This is a genomic window from Microbacterium mitrae (genome assembly GCF_008017445.1).
Taxonomy (GTDB): domain Bacteria; phylum Actinomycetota; class Actinomycetes; order Actinomycetales; family Microbacteriaceae; genus Microbacterium; species Microbacterium mitrae.
On sequence record NZ_VRSW01000003.1, the window covers coordinates 264,353 to 283,366 of the forward strand.

Sequence of the window (19,014 nt, forward strand, 5' to 3'; positions counted from 1 at the left end):
TAGCGTCGCACCCACAGACACGTTCGGACGGGGAAGGGTCAGCCGCATGACCATAGAGGCGCCAGTCGAACCACCGGTTCGTCGCACCAAACAACAGCGTCGTGCCGCTCATATCGCCGAGCACGCCAGCGGGAGCATCTGGGCGATTGTCGCCAAGCTTGCGCTACTCGGAATCGTCGATGCCATCGCGATCTACGCGGTCATCGTTTTGGTCGGCTATCAGCAGTGGGGCGTTGCCGCCCTCGTGATCGCCGTCACGATTCTCGTCAACTGGATTTACTTTTCGCGCGGCAAACTGCCCGCCAAGTACCTGGTTCCGGGCGTCATCTTCCTCCTGATTTTCCAGGTGTTCGTGCTCGGGTACACCGGGTACATCGCCTTCACCAACCAGGGCACCGGCCACAGCCTGAACAAAGATCAGGCGATCAGCTCTCTCATGGCGACCTCGCTTGAGCGCGTCGAAGACTCTGTCACCTACGACGTCACCGTCGTAGAAAATGGCGCGGGCGAGCTGGGCCTGCTGGTTACCGACCCTGACGGAGACGTGTCGGTCGGAACCACGGAGTCGGGCCTCGAAGAGGTCTCGGGTGCCGAAATGGACGGCGGCAAGGCTGTCGCGCTCGAAGGCTGGACCTCCCTGAAGTTCGCCGACGTCGTCAACCGTTCTGACGAGCTCGAAGCCCTTTCGGTTCCGCTCTCCGACGACCCGAACGACGGCGCCCTGCGCAGCCCCGACGGCCAGAAGGGGTACCTGTACACCTCGTCGCTGACGTACGACCCCGTTGCCGACACCATGACCGATAACGACGGAACCGTGTTCTCCGACAACGGCGAAGGCTCGTTTGTCGCCCCCGACGGTACCGCGCTGACTCCGGGTTGGACCGTCACCGTCGGCTTCGATAACTTCATCCGAGCCGTGACCGACCAGCGTCTCGCACAGCCGCTGATGTACGTCACAGCGTGGACCTTCGCCTTCGCGATTCTGTCGGTCGCCACGACCTTCTTCCTCGGTCTGTTCCTCGCCATCGTCTTTAACGACATGCGCATGCGCGGCCGCAAGGTCTACCGATCGCTCATGATCCTGCCGTACGCGGTTCCGTCGTTCCTGTCGGCGCTGGTGTGGGCGGGAATGATGAACCAGTCGTTCGGTTTCATCAACCAGGTGCTGCTGGGCGGAGCCGATATACCGTGGCTCACCGATCCGTGGCTCGCCAAGGTTTCCATCCTGTTGGTGAACCTGTGGCTCGGCTTCCCCTACATGTTCCTGGTGTGCATGGGTGCTTTGCAGTCGATCCCAGAAGACGCGCTTGAGGCGGCGAAGATGGACGGCGCAAAGCCGTGGGCGGTGTTCCGACTCATCAAGCTGCCGCTACTTCTCGTGAGTGTGGCGCCGCTGCTGATCGCATCGTTCGCGTTCAACTTCAACAACTTCAACGTGATCTTCATGCTCACCAACGGTGGCCCCCGAGATACCGCGGCCCCGATCCCCGTCGGCTTCACCGACATTCTGATCTCGATGGTCTACAAGGTGGCCTTTACCGGGCAGACCCGTGACTACGGCCTCGCCAGTGCCTACTCCATCTTGATCTTCATCATCGTCGCGGTGATTTCGATCATTGCCTTCCGCCGCACCAAGAGCCTGGAGGAGCTGAACTAATGACTACCGCAGCACTTCCCACTGACATCGCCACGATCCCAACGAAGCGCCCGTTTAACTTCGGACGCTGGTTTGCGGCCACCGGATGGCGCCACATCGTCGGGGCGATCATGGTGATCTTCTCGCTCTTTCCGATCATCTTTGTCATCTCGTCATCGCTGAATCCCGAAAGCACGCTCACGGGCTCCAACGCGTTGTTCTCGGCGATTGGTCTCGACAGCTACGCCCGCATGCTCAACGACCCACAGGTTCCGTTCATGCAGTGGTTCGGCAACACCATGCTGGTGGCTGGCATCACGAGCGTGTCGACGGTCTTCCTCGGCGCCCTCGCCGCCTACGCGTTCTCGCGCATGCGCTTCGCTGGCCGTCGCGTCGGGCTGATGTCGATTGTGATCGTGCAGATGTTCCCGCAGATTCTGGCGGTCGTCGCGATCTTCCTGCTGATGTCGACGCTGGGCGAATGGTTCCCGGCGATTGGCCTGAACACCCACGCCGGCCTGATTCTGGTCTACCTCGGCGGCGCGCTCGGCGTGAACACCTACCTCATGTACGGCTTCTTCAACACGGTGCCGAAAGACATCGATGAGGCCGCGAAGATCGACGGCGCAAGCCACGCGCGCATCTTCTTCACGATCATCCTGCGCCTGGTGGCCCCGATTCTCGCGGTTGTCGCGCTGCTGAGCTTCATTTCAACCGTGAACGAGTTTGTGGTCGCCTCCGTCATCCTCACCGACAAAGAGACCCAGACACTTGCCGTTGGCCTCACGCAGTTGGTCTCCAACCCGCGTTACGCCGACTGGTCGGCGTTCTCGGCCGGTGCGGTGATGTCGGCTCTGCCAGTGGTGGCGCTGTTCCTCTACCTGCAGAAGTACATCGTCGGTGGTCTGACCGCCGGCGCCGTCAAGTAATCGCCGAAACGGCACCGATGAGCCGCCCCTACGTCTGGTCACCAGCGCGGGGCGGCTTCGTCGTTCACGCCCCGCCGGGCGGGAGCCGCGGAACCGCGTCAGGCGGAAGCAACACCCGTACCGCGCACGGCGATCTCGGCGCTGAACGAGGGGCCAAAGCGCATGCGAACATCGGTGACCTCGATCGCCGGACCCACCAACTCCGCCATGGTGTGCTCGCCCTCGACAGCTTCACGAATCTTGCGACGGAACGCGCGCGCAGCGATCGCTACGATGGGGTTGCGGCTCGTGATCTTGAGGTTCGAAACCCGCACGGTGAGCGATTCGTCAATCTCCACGTGCGCGGTTGCCGCGCCCGAGAACGCCAAGAATCCCTTGCGCGCCCCCACCGCGACGCGTACGTCGGCGCTGCGGTCGCTCTGCGAGGTTCCGCTCACCGCGAGTTTGGTGACCGTGACCTCCCCCGAACTGTTGGCGGCCTCACGCGCCGCTTTTGCCAGCTTGTCGAGGTCGGTGTCGACGCTCACCGTCGCGCGACCGCGCCAGGTCTTGACTCCGTCGAACCCCATCACCAGGCCATCGGCTTCGAGCCAGGCCAGCGGAACCTCGGTGGCGGTTGCGATGAGCGACAGCGGCGCCTTCTCCACCGTGATTCGCTCCAACACAACGCTGAGCCGGCCCAGCAGGCCCGTTGTCACAGTCGCGGCGGGAATCTCGAGCGCGGTTTCGGGATCGTCCTCGGGCGCGAAACGGAAAGCCGCATCGCGGGTGCTGATACTCAGCGACGGAATGTCGGCGCCATCGATGGAACCATCGATGTGCAGCCGGCGCAGGTCGCGTTCTGGCACGCCGCCGTGCCGCAGGATGTCGTGAATGAAGGCGTGCAACTCGGCACGCGTCTTCGGGCGCGGGCGCCACAGTGTGCGGGGCAACAGGGCTCGGTCTTCGTGCGCGAGCATGCCCCCAGCGTAGGCGGCGGCGCCGACCCTGACACAATGACAACACAACGAAAGGTGCATCCGTGACGCTGCTGCAGCCCCACCATGATGGTTCCGACCTCTACGTCTCAACGCAGGCGCCCGCGCTTGGCGACACCGTGCAGGTACGCGTTCGCGTGCCGCAACACTACGGCCCACTGACGGCGGTGCGCACCCGTTCTAACCCCGACCACGAGCCGGCATGGAGCGAAGCGACGCTGGTTTCGAGCGCCGACGGGTGGGACTGGTGGCAGGCCGACATTGTCGTTGAAAACCCGCGTCACGGGTACCGGTTCTTGTTTATCCACACGAACGGTGCGGTCGAAACCCTCAACCAGTCGGGATTGCACACCGGTGAAACGCTTGACGCCGAAGACTTCGCGTTTGTTGCCAGCACGCCGCCACCCGCCTGGCTGTCGGAGTCGGTGATGTACCAAATCTTTCCCGACCGGTTCGCCCGTTCGGCGCTGGCCGATGAGCGCCCCACGCCCGAGTGGGCTATTCCGGCCGAGTGGGATACCCCGGTTGATCCGGTCATTCCGGGCCGCTCGCAGCAGTTCTATGGCGGCGACCTCGACGGCATCATCGAGCACCTCGACCACCTGCAAGACCTAGGCGTCACGCTGCTGTACCTCACCCCGGTGTTCCCGGCGGCCTCCAACCACCGCTACGACGCCTCGAGCTTCATGACGGTTGATCCGCTGCTCGGCGGTGATGAGGCCTACAAGCGGCTGATCGACGCCGTTCACGCACGGGGCATGCGCATTATTGGCGACCTGACCAGCAACCACTCCGGCGACCGCCACGAATGGTTCCGCGCCGCCTACGGCAATCCGGCGGCGCCGGAGAGTGCCTTCTACTACTTCACTAACGCCGACAACACCGAGTACGTGTCGTGGCTGGGCTCGCTCACCCTGCCCAAGTTCAATTGGGCCTCACAAGAGCTTCGTCAACGCTTTATCGAGGGTGAAGATTCGGTCGTCGCGCACTGGTTGAAGCAACCCTTTGGCATCGACGGATGGCGCGTCGACGTTGCCAATATGACCGGGCGATACCGCGATATCGACCTCAACGCCGAGGTGCGCGAGACGCTGCTGCGCACGGTGTTGGCGACCAACCCGGACGCCATTCTGCTCGGCGAATCGACCAACGACGCCACGAGCGACCTGCAGGGCGACGCCTGGCACGGTGCCATGACGTATCCGTCGTTCACGCGACCGGTATGGGGGTGGCTGAGCGACCCGCAAGGAACGCCGTACCTCACCTATGACGGCGAAGAGGTCACCGAACCCTGGTTCTTCACGCAGCCGATCGGCGGCATTCCGCGGTACACGGCGCGTGATGTTGCCGCCGCGATGACGCGGTTTACGGCTGGCATCCCGTGGCGGGTGCGACTGGGCAACATGCTGCCGCTTGACACCCACGACACCGCACGGTTTGAGACCAACGCGGCTGCCGGAACCATGCCGGTGGCGGTGGGCTTGTCCCTCACGTTGCCGGGGGTGCCGGTGGTGTTCGCGGGCGACGAGTACGCGTTGACGGGGGCCGACGGCGAGAGCAGCCGCACGCCGATTCCGTGGGGCACGGAGGGCGACCCCGTCGTCGCCGAGCGGATCTCGCTGTACCGTGAGCTGATCGCGCTGCGGCGCGGGCACGCGGCGCTACAGACCGGCGGCATGCGTTTCGTGCACGTCGACGATGAAGCGCTCGTGTTCGTGCGAGAAAGCGCCGAAGAGACGGTGCTGGTTGTCGCGTCGCGCGGTGATCTCTCGGTTGAGCTCGACGATGTGCAACTGCCCGGAGCCTCACACGCTGAGGCGCTGTATGGCGACGCGTTGCTCGCAACCGCTGACGATGGTTCCGTGCTGATCGAAGCCGAAGGCCCCGCCTTCGCGATGTGGCAACTGCCCGGCGTGCGCATTAGCTAAGGGCAGGTCGGAACGGGCGGGTGACGGGGTCGGAACCTGCGGGTGGCGTCACAGAGGGTGCCACGAGGCCTGGTAGATCATAGACTCGGCGAATGCAGGCTCTCACCGAAGCGGATGTCGCTCACGCGTTTATCAACGCGACCAGCGAAGAGGCGAAGCACGTCACCGTTCCGATCGCTTTCTACATTGCCGACTGGGATCACCACGACTTCTACGCGTGGCGAGACCCTCGGCTCGCCGGTCGCGGCTACCTCATCGTGCAACTCGACGGCGAAACGACGGGCATTGTGTTGCGCCGCGCCGACGGTCATTCGCGGGCGCGAGCGGCGCTATGCAACGTCTGTCACACCATGCAGCCCGGCGACCAGGTGGCGATGTTCACCGCTCGCAAGGCGGGGCCTGCGGGCGAGCGCGGTGACAGTATCGGAACCATGATGTGTGCAGATCTCTCGTGTCACGACAACGTGCGACTAGCAGCGCCGCTCGCGCCGGGAGAAGTACGCGCCAGTGTTGATCGACGCATTGATGAAACGCGCGCACGCGCCGAACGACTGGTTGCGCAGGTGATCGCATGAACGCGGAAATTGTTGTCATCGGTGATGCCCTCATTGACGAATTGCGCGATGAGCATGGCGTGCGGGAATTCGTGGGCGGCGCCGCACTCAACGTTGCCGTTGGGCTGTCACGCTTGGGGCATGCGGTCGCCTTGATCGCGATGGTTGGTGATGACGCCGACGGCGACCGGGTGCGCACCTATTTGTCGACCTTCGGGGTCACGCTGATCGCAACCCCGTCTCGCCTCGGTACGGCGCGCGCGGTGAGCGAGCGGCGTGACGGTGAGCCGACCTACGTTTTCAATAGCGCCTCACGCAATCGTTCGATTGTGTTTGGCGATGCAGAGCGCGAGGCGATCGCCGCCGCGCGCGGCGTGGTGGTGAGCTGTATGGCACTCGACGACGCGGCGCAGGTAGCCGGCCTCAGCGCCGCACTGCGTGGTTCCGGCGCACGCCTCTTTATCGACCCCAACCCGCGCGCCGGCATGATGCGCGACCTGGCGGCGTTTATTTCCGGGTTTGAAGCGCTGGTGCCGCGTGCGTACCTGGTGAAGATCGGCGATGACGACACCGAGCTGTTGTATGAGTCAACCGTGGAACCAGTGCGCGGCTGGTTGCGCGAGCGCGGAGTACCCGTGGTGGTTTCAACCCGCGGGCGAGGTGGTGCGCGTGTGGATACCGATTCGGGAGTCGTGGAGTGTGGCATCGCTGCGATGCCCGGCCCCGTGATCGACACCATGGGCGCGGGGGACTCCGTGCTGTCTGCGATGGTGTCGTGGGCGCTCGGTAGCGACGCGGACGACTGGGCTGCTGGCTTGCAGCGCGCGATGGATATCGCCGCAGCGACCGTGCGACACGAGGGGGCTCTGCTGCAAATTCCGGCGCAACCGGGAGAAAACTACGACCACATCGGCACCTAGATTGTGGCGCGTTTTGGGCGGCGAGAGCGCGCTCGCGGCTGACACTCGCGGGCAACACTTTCGATTTTTACCTACGGCCTTCGCAGGGTAGTATCAATAATCGCGCCTCCGGTCGGCTGTACAAGTCGGACGGGGATGCACCTGGCAAGTTACCCAAGCGGCCAAAGGGAGCTGACTGTAAATCAGCCTGCATTGCATTCGGGGGTTCGAATCCCTCACTTGCCACCAGACGAAAGCCTCGGATTTTCCGAGGCTTTCGGCGTTTGCGGCCACGTGGTTCCGGGGCGGCGGCGCGGGGCCCCTGTATTACGGCCATCGGCGCTGTGCTGAGCCATGGTTCCGACTCTCGGGGGCGTCGTCGCGCCGCATTTTGCAGGCAGAACATCATTTTGTCGTCGGAAATTGCACGATTGGGCCCCGCAGAACCAAAAGCGCCGACAAAATGACGGAACCAAGATCGTCGCGGTGGGGTATTGGCCACGCCCTTTACACAGTTGCCTGGGCGTCGCCACAAATCAGGCTGAGAACTGGCTCCGTATGCTTAGTGAGGCACATATGGATCTAGGGGGCCAAAACATGACATCGTCAACGGAGCCAGAAGATACCAAGCGCGCGCGCACCGACGCCGCGAAACGCATCACCACCACACGCGCCGACGCCGCGCAACAAGCCGACGCCGCGCGGCAACATGACGCCGAAAAGCGGAAAGAGGCGGCGAAGCGAAAAGACGCTGCAAAGCGAATCTTTCGTGAGGTCAACACGCCCTACGGCGTGCACCCCGCACTGATTCCGGGAATCGGCGTCGACGACACTGGGCGCAAGTTCAGCACCAACTGGTGGGTATTCGTGCTCACGGCCGCTTTCGCGGTGGGATTTGTGACGTGGGGTCTGGTTGACACCGTCGGCATGGGCACCTTCGCCCGCACTGCACTCGACGGCGTTTCGACCGGCTTCGGATGGCTGTTCTCGCTGCTGACCATCGTCGTGTTCTTCTTCATGCTGATCGTCTCGATCGGCCAGCGCGGTCGCATCGTGCTCGGCTCTGACGATGAAAAGCCCGAGTTCTCCACCGTGTCGTGGGTCGCGATGCTGTTCTCCGCCGGCATGGGAATCGGCCTACTGTTCTACGGTCCGTACGAGCCGCTGGTCTACTTTCTCGACCCACCCTCGGGCATGAATGCCGACCCCGGCACCCGCGACGCGATGCTGGCCGCGATGGCGCAGACGATGTTCCACTGGGGGCCGCTGGCGTGGGCATACTACGCGCTCGTCGGCGGCGCAATTGCTTACGTCGCGTATCGCCGCGCCCGCTCGCCCCTGATCTCGTCGATCTTCGACCCGATTTTCAGCCAGAAGACGCGCGGGCCCATCGGCGCCGTTATCGACATTTTCGCGATTATCGTCACGCTGTTCGGAACCGCGGTGTCGCTTGGCATCGGAGCGTTGCAGATCGCACGTGGCGTGGAGATTGTCGGCGGCATTGGCCCGGTCGGCAACGGCCTCATCATCGGCATCATCGCCGTACTGACGTGCGCCTTCATCCTGTCGGCGGTCTCGGGCGTCAAGCGCGGAATCCGCGTGCTGTCAAACATCAACATGCTGATGGTCGCGATTCTCGCCGCGTTCGTCTTCATCGTTGGCCCGACGTTGTTCTTGCTCAACTTCATTCCGTCGTCTGGCGTCGCTTTCTTCCACGACCTCGCCACGATGCTGCAGCGCTCGCCGGTCGACGGCCCCGAGACCGCCGAGTTCATGAAGACCTGGACAACCTACTACTGGGCCTGGTGGGTGTCGTGGACGCCGTTCGTCGGCATGTTTATTGCGAAAATCTCACGCGGACGCACCATTCGCCAGTTCACCTTTGTGGTGATGGTGGTTCCGTCGATCGTGTGCCTCATCTGGTTCGGCATTTTCGGCGGCACCTCGATGCGCATGGAAGAAGCCGGGCTCAACATCGCCGGGGCAGAAGACAGCCAAGACATTCTGTTCTCCGTGCTCGGCAACCTGCCGCTGCCGCTGGTGACCTCGGTCGTCGCGATGATTTCGGTCGTCATCTTCTTTGTCACCAGCGCCGATTCGGCGTCCATCGTGATGGGGCAAATGAGCCAACACGGCAAGCCGGAACCATCAAAATGGGTCACGATCACCTGGGGAATCGCGCTGGCTTCGATCGCGACCACGCTGCTGCTCGCCGGCGGACGCGACGCCCTCACCGCCCTCCAGGCGCTCGTTACGGTGTCGGCGCTGCCGTTCACCCTGGTCATCATCGGCATCATGATCGCGTGGTGGCGCGATCTCTCCACCGACCCACTGGTGCTGCGCAACCGCTTCGCCGAAGTGGCGATCGAGCAGGGCATCAAGCGCGGCATCGAAGAGCACGGTGATGACTTCGTGTTCGAGGCGCACGCCACGGCTCCCGATGAGGGCGCTGGCGCGTGGCTCGACACCGAAAACCCCGAGCTCACCGAGTGGTACGACGACGCTCGCACCGGGCAGATCGAAGTGATTCTCGCGCAGCGCGACGCCGACGAAAAGGCCGAACAGGCGGCGCTCGAAGCGGCAGAGCCTGAGACTGTGGCGGCGCTGGAAGCGGCGGAACCACAGCTCACGGAGGGCGCGGAACCACGGCTCACGGAGGGCGCGGAACCACAGAGCTCGTCGCCCGCAGATGGTGAGCCGCGCGGAGCATAGCCGCGCACCACACGTCGAAAACACAAAGCCTGCGTTCCACCTCGAACGCAGGCTTTGTGTTTGCTGAAAAGTGCGCTGTCATCTTGCACCCACCCACATCGCAAACTAAATTACAAATGTAAGTCACTTACACATGTAAAGAAGGTTTGAAGTGGACGACCCCCGTCGCGTACGCTCCCGCGAAGTCTTGATGCGCGCCATCGCGGAGTACCTGGAGCAGGGCATCGCGCCCAGCGTCACCGATATCGTCACGCGCGCCGGCGTCAGCCGCCCCACCTTTTACCAGCACTTCGGCGACCTGCAAACGGCGTACGCCGAGACGGGTTTGGCACGCATCCAAGATGAGCTTGACTGCATCCCGACTCCCGACAATGACCGCGCCGGTGACGAACAGGTCGAGCCGACCTGGATGGCCCTGACCACTCACCTCTACACTCACCACACGTTTTATCGCACGGCGCTGCGTGAGGCGGGCTCACGCCGGCTCAGCGAGCGCGTCATTGCATTCGTGGCAGAGCGCATCATTCGCTTCTCGCCGCTCGGTGCCCCCTATCGCGATCTGGCCCCAGGCGATGTGCCCGATCACATCCTGGTGCTCGCGGCCGGCCTGTTCGCCCTCGTCGGACGCTGGCTTGACGGTGACGACCCCACGCCGCCGGCACAAATGACGCAGCGCATCGTCGCCGTCTTTCAGTCCTTCAGCTCGCGCGCCGTCACCGACTGACGCCCTCCTCCCAGAAAAGCCGACCGATGTCGAAACAGAAGCGCTCCCACTCCACCCTCATTTCTCGCCTGCGAACCGGCGTCGTTGTGGTCGCCATCGCCGCGATTCCGCTCATCTATGCGGGCGCCCTCACGTGGTCAAACCAAGACCCCACGCACAACCTCGACCAGGTTCCGGCCGCCGTCGTCAACAATGACACCCCCGCCGTCGCCGGTGACACCACCCTGCACTTGGGTGATGAGGTCACCGACGAGCTGGTCGACTCCACGGCCAAGAACAACTTCGCTTGGGTGGAATACGACGAGGCGGACGCAGCCGCAGCCCTCGAACGCGGCGATGTTCTCGCCGTGCTGACCATCCCGGAAAACTTCTCGCAAAGCGCCGCATCCCCGGCCGAGAATGACCCGACCGAGGCATCGGTGGCGACACTGTCGATTGAGACGAACGACGGCGCCAATATGATCAGCGGCACGATTGCCAGCACGATCGCGAGCAACGTGCGCGAGAGTCTCGCCAGTGAAGTGAGCGCCGCCTACCTCGAACAGATCTACCTCGGCTTCAGCGACATTCATACCGGCATGACCGACGCTCGGGACGGCGCCGCGGACCTCGCCGACGGAACCACCAAAGCCAAGGACGGTTCTGATGCGTTGGTCGTTGGGCTGACAGATCTCGCCGATGGCACCGTGACGCTCAACAGTGGTGCCGCGTCGCTCGCCACCGGCGCCAACAGTGCGGCGACCGGCGCACAGACCCTCGCGCAGGGCCTTGCGCTGCTGTCGGTCAATGCCGAAGACCTGCCCGATCAGGCCACGCAACTCAACACCGGCGCAGGTGCGATCGCCACCGGCGCTTCCCAACTGTCTGATGGGCTTGCAACGCTGTCGAGCGGAACCACGAAAGCGGCTACGGGTGCGGCAACGGCTCGCGACAGCGCACAGTTGCTGAGCGACGGATTGACCGCGCTCGCGGCAAAAACCCCGGGCGCTATTACCGGTGCTGAAACCCTGCAGACTGGCATCGACAACCTGGTGGCTGCATGGCCCGTGCTGACCGACGAGCAGAAGCTTGCCGCTCTCAGCACACTGAGCGCGGGCGCGGGTGACCTCGCCGACGGACTCACTGACGCCGATGCCAGCGTGCAAAAACTGGCAGCCGGCGAGGCTCTGCTGCTTGGTTCGAGCGAAGAAGGAACAGGGCTGTCGGCGCTCGCCGACGGTTTGGCAACGCTCGACACAGGCGCAAGCACGGCCGCAACATCGGCGACAACCCTCAGCACCGGCGCCACAACGTTGGCAGCGGGCACGCAGAAACTCGCCGATGCTGCCCCGACCCTTTCCTCGGCAATCGCGAGCGCGGCCACGGGCGCCAATGAGCTGTCAACAGGCCTTGGCGCGCTGTCGACCGGCGCCAACTCGCTGGCCAGCGGCACCGCAACGCTCGAGAGTGGCGCTCAAGACGCTTCGACCGGAGCGAGTGATCTCGCCAGCGGTTTGAGCGAGCTCGCCGACGGAACCACGCAGCTGCACGACGGTCTTGTCGACGGCGCAGACGAGGTTCCGACCTACACGCAAGCCGAAGCCGAAGCCCTCAGCGGCGTGACGAGCGACCCCGTCATCACCGACGCCACCCGCATGAACGAAGTTGCAGGCTACGGCCACGGCCTCGCGCCCTACTTCTTGTCGCTCGCGCTGTGGGTTGGTGCCCTCGCGTTCTACCTGATGTTCCCCGCGATGAACAAGCGCGCCCTCGTCACTTCGCGCACCGCATTCGGTGCCGCCGTGCGTTCGTACCTTCCGGGCGCAATCATGGCGCTGGCGCAGAGCGTGCTGGCAATTCTGATTCTGCTCGGCCCGGTCGGTATTCACGCGGTCAATCCGTGGGGGCTGTGGGGCATGGCGCTTCTCACCAGCCTGACCTTTGTTGCCATCAACCAGGCGCTCATCGCTCTCCTCGGTGCGCCCGGCAGGTTCTTCGCACTCGTGCTGATCGTGTTGCAGCTTTCGGCCGCGGGCGGCACGTACCCGATCCAGACCGCGCCGGGCTTCTTCCAGGCGATCCACAACGCGTTGCCGCTGACGCACTCGCTTGAGGCGTTCCGTTCGATGATCGCCGGGGGAGATCTGGGGGTCAGTGCCGCCATCCTCGCGCTGAGTGTCTGGTTTGTCGGCGCGATGATCGTGACGATCGTGGCCGCGTGGCTCGCGCGTCGCAACCACCGAGTGCGTTCGGCCGTCACCAGCCCCGACACCCTGGAAAGCATCGACAACGCGGGTGAAAGCGCCGACGCGCCTGTCGAGGCGCATGAGCCGGAGGGTGCCGAAGCGCAACCGAATGACGCGGACGCAACCGACACCGTGGTTCCAACCGACACCGTGGTTCCGGAGCGGGCCGACGTTGCGGCGGAGGAACAGGTCGCGCCGCAGGGGAGTGCAGCGGCTAGCGTGGAACCATGACTTCTGACGCTGAGCTGCTTGCCCTCGCCGTAGACATTGCGCAAGAAGCCGCGGCGTTGGCGGCTCGGCGGCGATCGGAAGGCGTGGCGGTGGCTGCGAGCAAATCGAGCCTCGCGGATATCGTGACCGAAGCCGACCGCGAGGTCGAAGATCTGATTCGATCGCGGCTCGCGGCCGAGCGCCCTGGCGACGGCTTCATGGGGGAAGAGTCTGGCGATGCCAGCGGAACCACGGGCGTCACGTGGGTGGTGGACCCGATTGACGGCACCGTTAACTACTCGTTTGGCATTCCGTCGTATGCGGTGAGTATCGCCGCGGTGACCGGTGGTGCGGCCCTGGAATCGTGGACGGCACGTGCCGGAGTGGTGGCAGCGCCCGCGCTGGGCGAAACGTTCACCGCATCGCGCGGCGGCGGCGCGTGGCTCGGCCCGCGGCGTCTCGCCGTGTCAACCTCGTGGCCAGCAGGCGCGTTGCTTGCCTCGGGTTTCGGGTACGACCCGGCGACGCACGAGGGAGACCTTGCGAACGTTGCTCGGGTCATGCCGATGGCGCGTGATTTGCGGCGGATGGGCGCAGCCTCTCTCGACTTGGCGTTTGTGGCGGCGGGCCGCCTCGACGGATATTTCGAGCGCGGCCTCAAGCCGTGGGACTACGCTGCCGGCGCTTTGCTCGTGACCGAGGCCGGGGGAGTGGTGCAGCGCACGATGCTCGATACCGAGCGGCCGATGTGTGTAGCGGGTACAAAAGAACTCGTGCGTGAAATTCTTGAACGGGTCGATTCCTAACAAAATCGGGCGTTGCCATAGAGTTCTCAGGCGCTCGCATGTAGTGTTTATCTATTCGTTACTTTCTCGTCTGAGAGAGTGCAAGTCCCCCATCGCCATCCCCCGAGTGGCGAAAACCCGAAAGTCCTCCCCGTTTGACGAATGAAGCTGAGCGCGCGACTGCATCGCGCGCACATGATGGCGCACGGCCATCAGAGGCTTTAGCTTCCCCTCTGACTCGTCGTGCCATGCGCGCTTTGGCGACCGCAGCCGTCGTTGGCGAAGCCGCGACAGAGCTCGGCAACGTGAGCGACGCATCGTCCTCCAACGCGAACTCCGCTCCGCTGGTTCCGGCGCCCACCCGCCGCTCCCGCTCGTCGGTTGCACGTGCGAATACCGCAGCAACCGCAGCCGTGGTTCCGCCCGTTGCCGTTGCCGACGAAGCGCCCGCCGCTTCGGCCCCCGAGGTCGCATCTCCCGAGGTATCGGTTGAGGTGCCTGCCGTCGAGGTTTTGGCCGAAACGCCGGCCGCAACGACCACATCGACAGGCGCGGCATTCGGTCTGGACGGCGCAGCCGCAGAGTCGGCTGCCGAGTCACACTCGGACGCGTTTGAACACGCCGCGCGACTGTTTGCGTTTAGCGACGAGGTTGCCATCACTGACGTGGTTGAAAAGCCAAGCACAGTGCCGGCCGCAGAAGACCCGCTCAGCGAAGTGCGTGGTTCCGCGCCCCGCACCGCACGCTCCAACTTCCGCAAAATCGCGACGGCCGGATTCTCCGTCAGCGTCATGGGCATCATCGGCGCGTTTGTGTTCTCGATGAGCATGCCATTCATGGGGGCGAGCGCGACTGTGCAAGAGACCGTTGCCGCGTCGGCAACGCCCATCGAAGAGTCTGAGATTCAAGCTTTCGTCGCCTCGAGCGATGTGCAGAACGCGGCCGTTGATCGCGAGAGCGAATACGCTCCGGTGACCGCCGCGCAGATTGCCGAAGAGACGGGTATTAGCTACTCGTCAAACGTGTTCACCAACGACCGCACGGCTGCGATTCAGTGGCCGTTCGCGGTCGGTGTTGACATGTCGTACGGATACGGCATGCGTGATGGCCGACTGCACGAAGGAATCGACTTCACACCCGGCGCTGGCGCACCTATTCAGGCCATCGCCGACGGTGTCGTTCGTATTGCTACCGAAAATGGTGGCAACTACGGCGTGACCGTTTACGTTGATCACGTGATCGACGGTGAAGTCATCACGAGCCACTACTCGCACATGCAGTACGGCTCACTTGCCGTTGTCGAAGGACAAGAAGTCAAGGTCGGAGACCCAATCGGTCTCACCGGCAACACCGGTCGTTCTTTTGGCGCCCACTTGCACTTCGAGCTCATCGTCAACGGTGCCACCATCGACCCGATGCCGTGGCTCAAGGAGCACGCTGGGTAGTGGTCAAAACCACTCAAAAGTGATGCTACGATTTTCTAGTTGCCTGAATCGCTCAGGTACGCCCCGATAGCTCAGTGGCAGAGCACTTCCATGGTAAGGAAGGGGTCGTCAGTTCAATCCTGACTCGGGGCTCAGCCATCTTCTGGATGACTGTGGCAGGGTAGCTCAGCTGGTTAGAGCGCACGACTCATAATCGTGAGGTCGCGGGTTCAAGCCCCGCTCCTGCTACCAAATAAAGCCCCCGGATCCCCGGGGGCTTTTGCTTTTGCCTTAAGCCCTCTGATCCGCGAGACACACTCTGGTCGGCGAAACACCTCCGCGCCGCATGTGTCTCGCCGACCAGAATGTGTTTCGCGCCAGATACGAGGGAAGCGCGAGATGCACGAGCGCGAGCGGCGCAGGAGGGGTGCGCGGGTGGAACCTCGCGGGCCGGAATACGCCGCGCTACGCTGAGCACATGACAGCGGTACTTCGCGATCGGGCGCTCGGTGCCTTTTTCGGCCTTGCCATCGGCGACGCCCTCGGCATGCCGACGCAGTGCTTTTCGCGCGAGATGATCGCCGAACGCTACGGCGTGCTCTCGGGTTTTGAGCCGGCCCCCGCCGACAACGAAATCAGCCACGGCATGGCGGCCGGCCGCGTCACCGACGACACCGACCAAGCGGTCATGATTGCCGAGCTCCTCATTGAGGGCCATGGCAGCGTCAACCCGCATCAACTCGCCGAGCGATTCCTGGCGTGGCAACACCGCATGCAGGCCCGTGGTTCCGAAGACCTCCTCGGCCCGTCAACGATTCGCGCGCTGACTGCGGTAGCCGCCGGAACCTCGCCGCACGAATCAGGGCGATGGGGCGACACAAACGGGGCCGCGATGCGCATCGCACCCGTCGGCATCGCGACTCCCGTGCACGAGGTGAGCACGCTGGTTGACGCGGTTGTCGATGCCAGCTTCGTCACCCACAACACCGGTGTTGCCCTGGCCGGTGCCGCAGCGGTCGCGGCCATCGTCTCGGCCGGCATCTCGGGCTTTGACTGGCACGACAGCATTGACCTTTCTTTCGACGCCATTGCCGATGGTTCCACTCGCGGCCACTATGTTCCGGCGCCCGACATGCTGGCGCGCGTGCAGTGGGCGCTCGATCTCGTCGACGAAAACGATGAGGCGACGGCTCTGAACCTGATCGCAGATCTGGTTGGCACGAGTGTCGCCACCCAGGAGTCGGTGCCGGCGGCCATCGCCATCGCGCACCTGTTTCGCGGCGACCCGTGGCGTGCGGTGCGCGAAGCGGCCAGCATCGGCGGCGACTGCGACACCATTGCCGCGATGACCGGCGCGATGCTCGGCGCGCACCATGGTTCCGAAGCCTTTCCCATCGCCGTGCGCGAGCAGCTTCTCGCCGTCAACGCGGGCCTGGATCCCGACGAGCTGGTCGACGGCCTCCTGCAGTTGAGGGAGCGCGCATGAACCGCGTCATCAGCACGGGCAGCATCATTGTCGATTTGACGGTGAGCGTGTCTGCCGTGCCGCTGCCCGGTGGCGACGTGCTCGCCTCGCCGTTGCAGGCGCTCGTGGGAGGCGGATTCAACCTCGCCGCCGCGGCATCCCGGCACGGAGCGCACGTCGTTTACGCCGGAGTGATCGGATCGGGCCCCTACGGGCAACTCGCCTCGGCGGCGCTCGCGAGCGAGGGCATCACGCGGGTTCCCGGCGCTGCAGCCTCGGGCGACACCGGTGTCTGCATCACGCTCGTCGACGATCAGGCCGAACGCACCTTCATCACCTCGCCAGGCGCCGAGTCACGGCTCGCGCCCGAACACCTCGACGCCGTGCGCCCGCAATCAGACGACGTCGTCTGCGTCTCGGGCTACGACGCCGTCTATGAGGGCTCCCGCGATGCGCTCACGGAGTGGGTCGAATCGCTCCCGCTCGGAACCACGGTTGTCTTTGACCCGGGCCCGCTTGTTGACGAGATTCCCGAGTCCATCTGGAACGCGCTCCTCGCCCGCACCGACGTGCTCACCCTCAATGACGCCGAAGCCGAGCAGTTGACGCCCGGCGTCGTGCCGACCGACCAGCACTTTGCCCTCCGCGAGCTGCTGCGCCTGCGCCCCGAGACGGCGACCGTCATTCGACGTGGTTCCACCGGCTGCACCTGGCGCTCCAACGGCGCACACGGCCACGTGTCGGCGCCGCGCGTCGTCGCTGTTGACACCACGGGCGCGGGTGATACCCACACCGGAACCATGGCTGCGGCACTTGCCGAGGGGTTTGATTTGCCGACGGCGTTGCGTCGCGCAAATGTCGCGGCGGCCGATTCCGTCACCCGACGCGGGCCAGCGACAGCGCCAACGCGCGCGCAACTTGACGCGTTGTTAGTGCGCGCAGCGGCGAGCTAGCGCTCAGCGGCGCTCTAACCTTCAGCAGCGCTCCTCGATGTGCGCCGTGTCGCCGGGCACCGTGAGGTCAAGGTCGCGCAATTGCACCGAAACGGTCGAGCCGTAGCTCGCGCACGCACGCTTAAAGCCCTCGCGATCGTACTCAATGTCGTACACGCGTTCGCCGTATACCGCCGCGTATGCCGCGCACTCGTCGAAGTATCCGCACTGTTCCACGATCGCAAAGTCGAATCCCTCGGTGCCGTTGATGAAGGTTCCGCCCTTGTCGCCGAACCCGTCGCCATCGTCGATCGCGTTCTTCTGGGCAATCGCCAAACCCTCATGATGCGCGTGCTGAACGACGAGGGTCAGATAGTCGCGAATGTGTTGGTGGGAGAGCAGGCCGCCCGAGCGGGTATTGGCGTCGAGATTGTCGGGCTCGATCGCATCGAACCCGTTCTGGGCACACTCGGTAATCCACTCGCGCTGAATCGCAAACAGGGCGTCGCGGTTCTGCGCGGTCGATACGTCGAACAGGGCTTCGTCCCAATCGCGATCGATCACCAGCGCGCCGGCGTCGTCGTGCAGCAGGAGATCGGGATGGTTCGCAAGCCACCAGGCGGTGGTTCCGTATGCGGTCGCTTCGGGGGTGGAACCATCGGGTTGCGTCTGAAGAAGGTTCACGTAGCACACGTTGTAGTCGGCCGCGGGTGAGGGGGAGTCCACGCGGTCGCGCACCACGATGTCGGTTTCATGGGGTGGCGGATAGGAGCCACCGAGTTGATACGACAGCGATCCGAGCGGTGGCGGAAGCGTGGGGGAGTGATCATCCCTCGCGGTGCACCCCGCAAGAATCAGCATTGCTCCCACGGCAACGCCGGCGGCGCGAAACAGGCGACCAGAACGGGCAGAGCACATGTGCTCACTGTACGGACGAAGCAGTGCGTCGGTCAGCCTTGTGTGCCAAACATGAGCCCAAAAGACAAAAAGTAGCGTGATTCCGCGGAAGCGCTCACGCGACACGCCCGAGGGTTGAGTCTGATTTGCCGGAACCCCAGAACCCGCGTAACTTATTACTTGTTCGCCCCACAGGGTAGAGCGAAAGGCCGGAAGGCCTGGCTCCCCTCAAGTTGGCGAACATCCCGGTTAGCAAGATCCGCAAGGATGAGCTACAGTGGAAACTCAGCCCAAACAGTTCCAAACAAACCGCGTGTCGGTTTGACAGAACGAATCGGCTGGGTAAGATAGAGAAGTTGCCCTTCGGCTGGTCAGGAATGATCGGGTGGGGGAGCGTCCGATCCTTGAGAACTCAACAGCGTGCACTTGTCAAATGCCAAATTATCCTCGTCTAGCTTCGGCTGGGTGAGAATTCCTTTGGATCAAAGACCTAGTCGTTTTCGGCTAGGCAATGGATAGTCAGCAATGATTTATCTCTTTGGTCATGATTGAACTCGCAGCATTCCGGCCTTTTTCCGGTTGGTTTGTTTGCAATCGTTTTTTACGGAGAGTTTGATCCTGGCTCAGGATGAACGCTGGCGGCGTGCTTAACACATGCAAGTCGAACGGTGAAGCAGAGCTTGCTCTGTGGATCAGTGGCGAACGGGTGAGTAACAC

General features: G+C 63.8%; 14 protein-coding genes, 3 tRNA genes and 1 rRNA gene. 16 read left to right on the top strand and 2 right to left on the bottom strand.

The genetic code is table 11. The features are described from left to right. Positions 1-46 precede the first annotated feature (46 nt). Together FVP60_RS10580 and FVP60_RS10585 are read left to right on the top strand one after the other, a co-directional pair. Positions 47-1,657 (top strand): ABC transporter permease subunit, encoded by a 1,611-nt coding sequence (locus tag FVP60_RS10580; RefSeq protein ID WP_147826243.1) that lies wholly within the window; start codon positions 47-49, stop codon positions 1,655-1,657. Next, the gene (locus tag FVP60_RS10585; protein WP_147826244.1) at positions 1,657-2,565 is read left to right on the top strand and encodes a sugar ABC transporter permease; all 909 of its coding nucleotides are present in this window, start codon (positions 1,657-1,659) and stop codon (positions 2,563-2,565) included. The genes FVP60_RS10580 and FVP60_RS10585 overlap by 1 nt, the downstream gene beginning before the upstream one ends. Positions 2,566-2,663: 98 nt before the next feature. Here FVP60_RS10585 and FVP60_RS10590 read toward each other — a convergent pair whose 3' ends face one another. After that, entirely contained in the window at positions 2,664-3,524 is an 861-nt protein-coding gene (locus FVP60_RS10590; protein ID WP_147826245.1) for a hypothetical protein, read from the bottom strand. Positions 3,525-3,586: 62 nt separating this feature from the next. On the opposite strand from FVP60_RS10590, the gene FVP60_RS10595 reads away from it, so the two are divergent. The 13 genes from FVP60_RS10595 (at position 3,587) to FVP60_RS10655 (ending at position 17,421) form a co-directional block, all read left to right on the top strand. After that, complete coding sequence (locus FVP60_RS10595) at positions 3,587-5,470, top strand: glycoside hydrolase family 13 protein (protein WP_147826246.1); 1,884 nt, start codon at positions 3,587-3,589, stop codon at positions 5,468-5,470. 92 nt (positions 5,471-5,562) lie between these two features. After that, positions 5,563-6,045 (top strand): FBP domain-containing protein, encoded by a 483-nt coding sequence (locus FVP60_RS10600; RefSeq protein ID WP_147826247.1) that lies wholly within the window; start codon positions 5,563-5,565, stop codon positions 6,043-6,045. After that, positions 6,042-6,944, top strand: a complete 903-nt coding sequence (locus tag FVP60_RS10605) for a PfkB family carbohydrate kinase (RefSeq protein ID WP_147826248.1) — start codon at positions 6,042-6,044, stop codon at positions 6,942-6,944. Before FVP60_RS10600 ends, FVP60_RS10605 begins: the two co-directional genes overlap by 4 nt. Before the next feature lie 143 nt (positions 6,945-7,087). Then, a tRNA-Tyr gene (locus FVP60_RS10610) sits at positions 7,088-7,172 on the top strand. Positions 7,173-7,520: 348 nt separating this feature from the next. Continuing rightward, entirely contained in the window at positions 7,521-9,635 is a 2,115-nt protein-coding gene (locus tag FVP60_RS10615) for a BCCT family transporter (RefSeq protein ID WP_147826249.1), read from the top strand. 151 nt (positions 9,636-9,786) lie between these two features. Then, the gene (locus tag FVP60_RS10620) at positions 9,787-10,359 is read left to right on the top strand and encodes a TetR/AcrR family transcriptional regulator (RefSeq protein WP_147826250.1); all 573 of its coding nucleotides are present in this window, start codon (positions 9,787-9,789) and stop codon (positions 10,357-10,359) included. Positions 10,360-10,385: 26 nt separating this feature from the next. Then, entirely contained in the window at positions 10,386-12,815 is a 2,430-nt protein-coding gene (locus tag FVP60_RS10625) for a YhgE/Pip domain-containing protein (RefSeq protein WP_147826251.1), read from the top strand. Further along, positions 12,812-13,600: an inositol monophosphatase family protein gene (locus FVP60_RS10630; RefSeq protein ID WP_147826252.1), complete on the top strand. Its 789-nt coding sequence runs from the start codon at positions 12,812-12,814 to the stop codon at positions 13,598-13,600. Before FVP60_RS10625 ends, FVP60_RS10630 begins: the two co-directional genes overlap by 4 nt. Before the next feature lie 227 nt (positions 13,601-13,827). After that, complete coding sequence (locus FVP60_RS10635; protein WP_147826253.1) at positions 13,828-15,024, top strand: M23 family metallopeptidase; 1,197 nt, start codon at positions 13,828-13,830, stop codon at positions 15,022-15,024. Between the two features lie 60 nt (positions 15,025-15,084). Next, a tRNA-Thr gene (locus tag FVP60_RS10640) sits at positions 15,085-15,156 on the top strand. A 22-nt stretch (positions 15,157-15,178) separates the two neighbouring features. Further along, a tRNA-Met gene (locus tag FVP60_RS10645) sits at positions 15,179-15,255 on the top strand. Between the two features lie 226 nt (positions 15,256-15,481). Then, the gene (locus FVP60_RS10650) at positions 15,482-16,489 is read left to right on the top strand and encodes an ADP-ribosylglycohydrolase family protein (RefSeq protein WP_147826254.1); all 1,008 of its coding nucleotides are present in this window, start codon (positions 15,482-15,484) and stop codon (positions 16,487-16,489) included. Further along, a complete protein-coding gene (locus tag FVP60_RS10655; RefSeq protein ID WP_147826255.1) occupies positions 16,486-17,421 on the top strand; it encodes a PfkB family carbohydrate kinase in 936 nt (311 codons plus the stop codon). The genes FVP60_RS10650 and FVP60_RS10655 overlap by 4 nt, the downstream gene beginning before the upstream one ends. A gap of 21 nt (positions 17,422-17,442) precedes the next feature. Here FVP60_RS10655 and FVP60_RS10660 read toward each other — a convergent pair whose 3' ends face one another. Then, on the bottom strand, positions 17,443-18,318 hold the full coding sequence (locus FVP60_RS10660) for an endo alpha-1,4 polygalactosaminidase (protein ID WP_147826256.1): 876 nt from the start codon (positions 18,316-18,318) through the stop codon (positions 17,443-17,445). 579 nt (positions 18,319-18,897) lie between these two features. Between FVP60_RS10660 and FVP60_RS10665 the strand changes: the two genes are divergently transcribed. Beyond that, positions 18,898-19,014, top strand: a 16S ribosomal RNA gene (locus FVP60_RS10665); the annotation flags it as partial.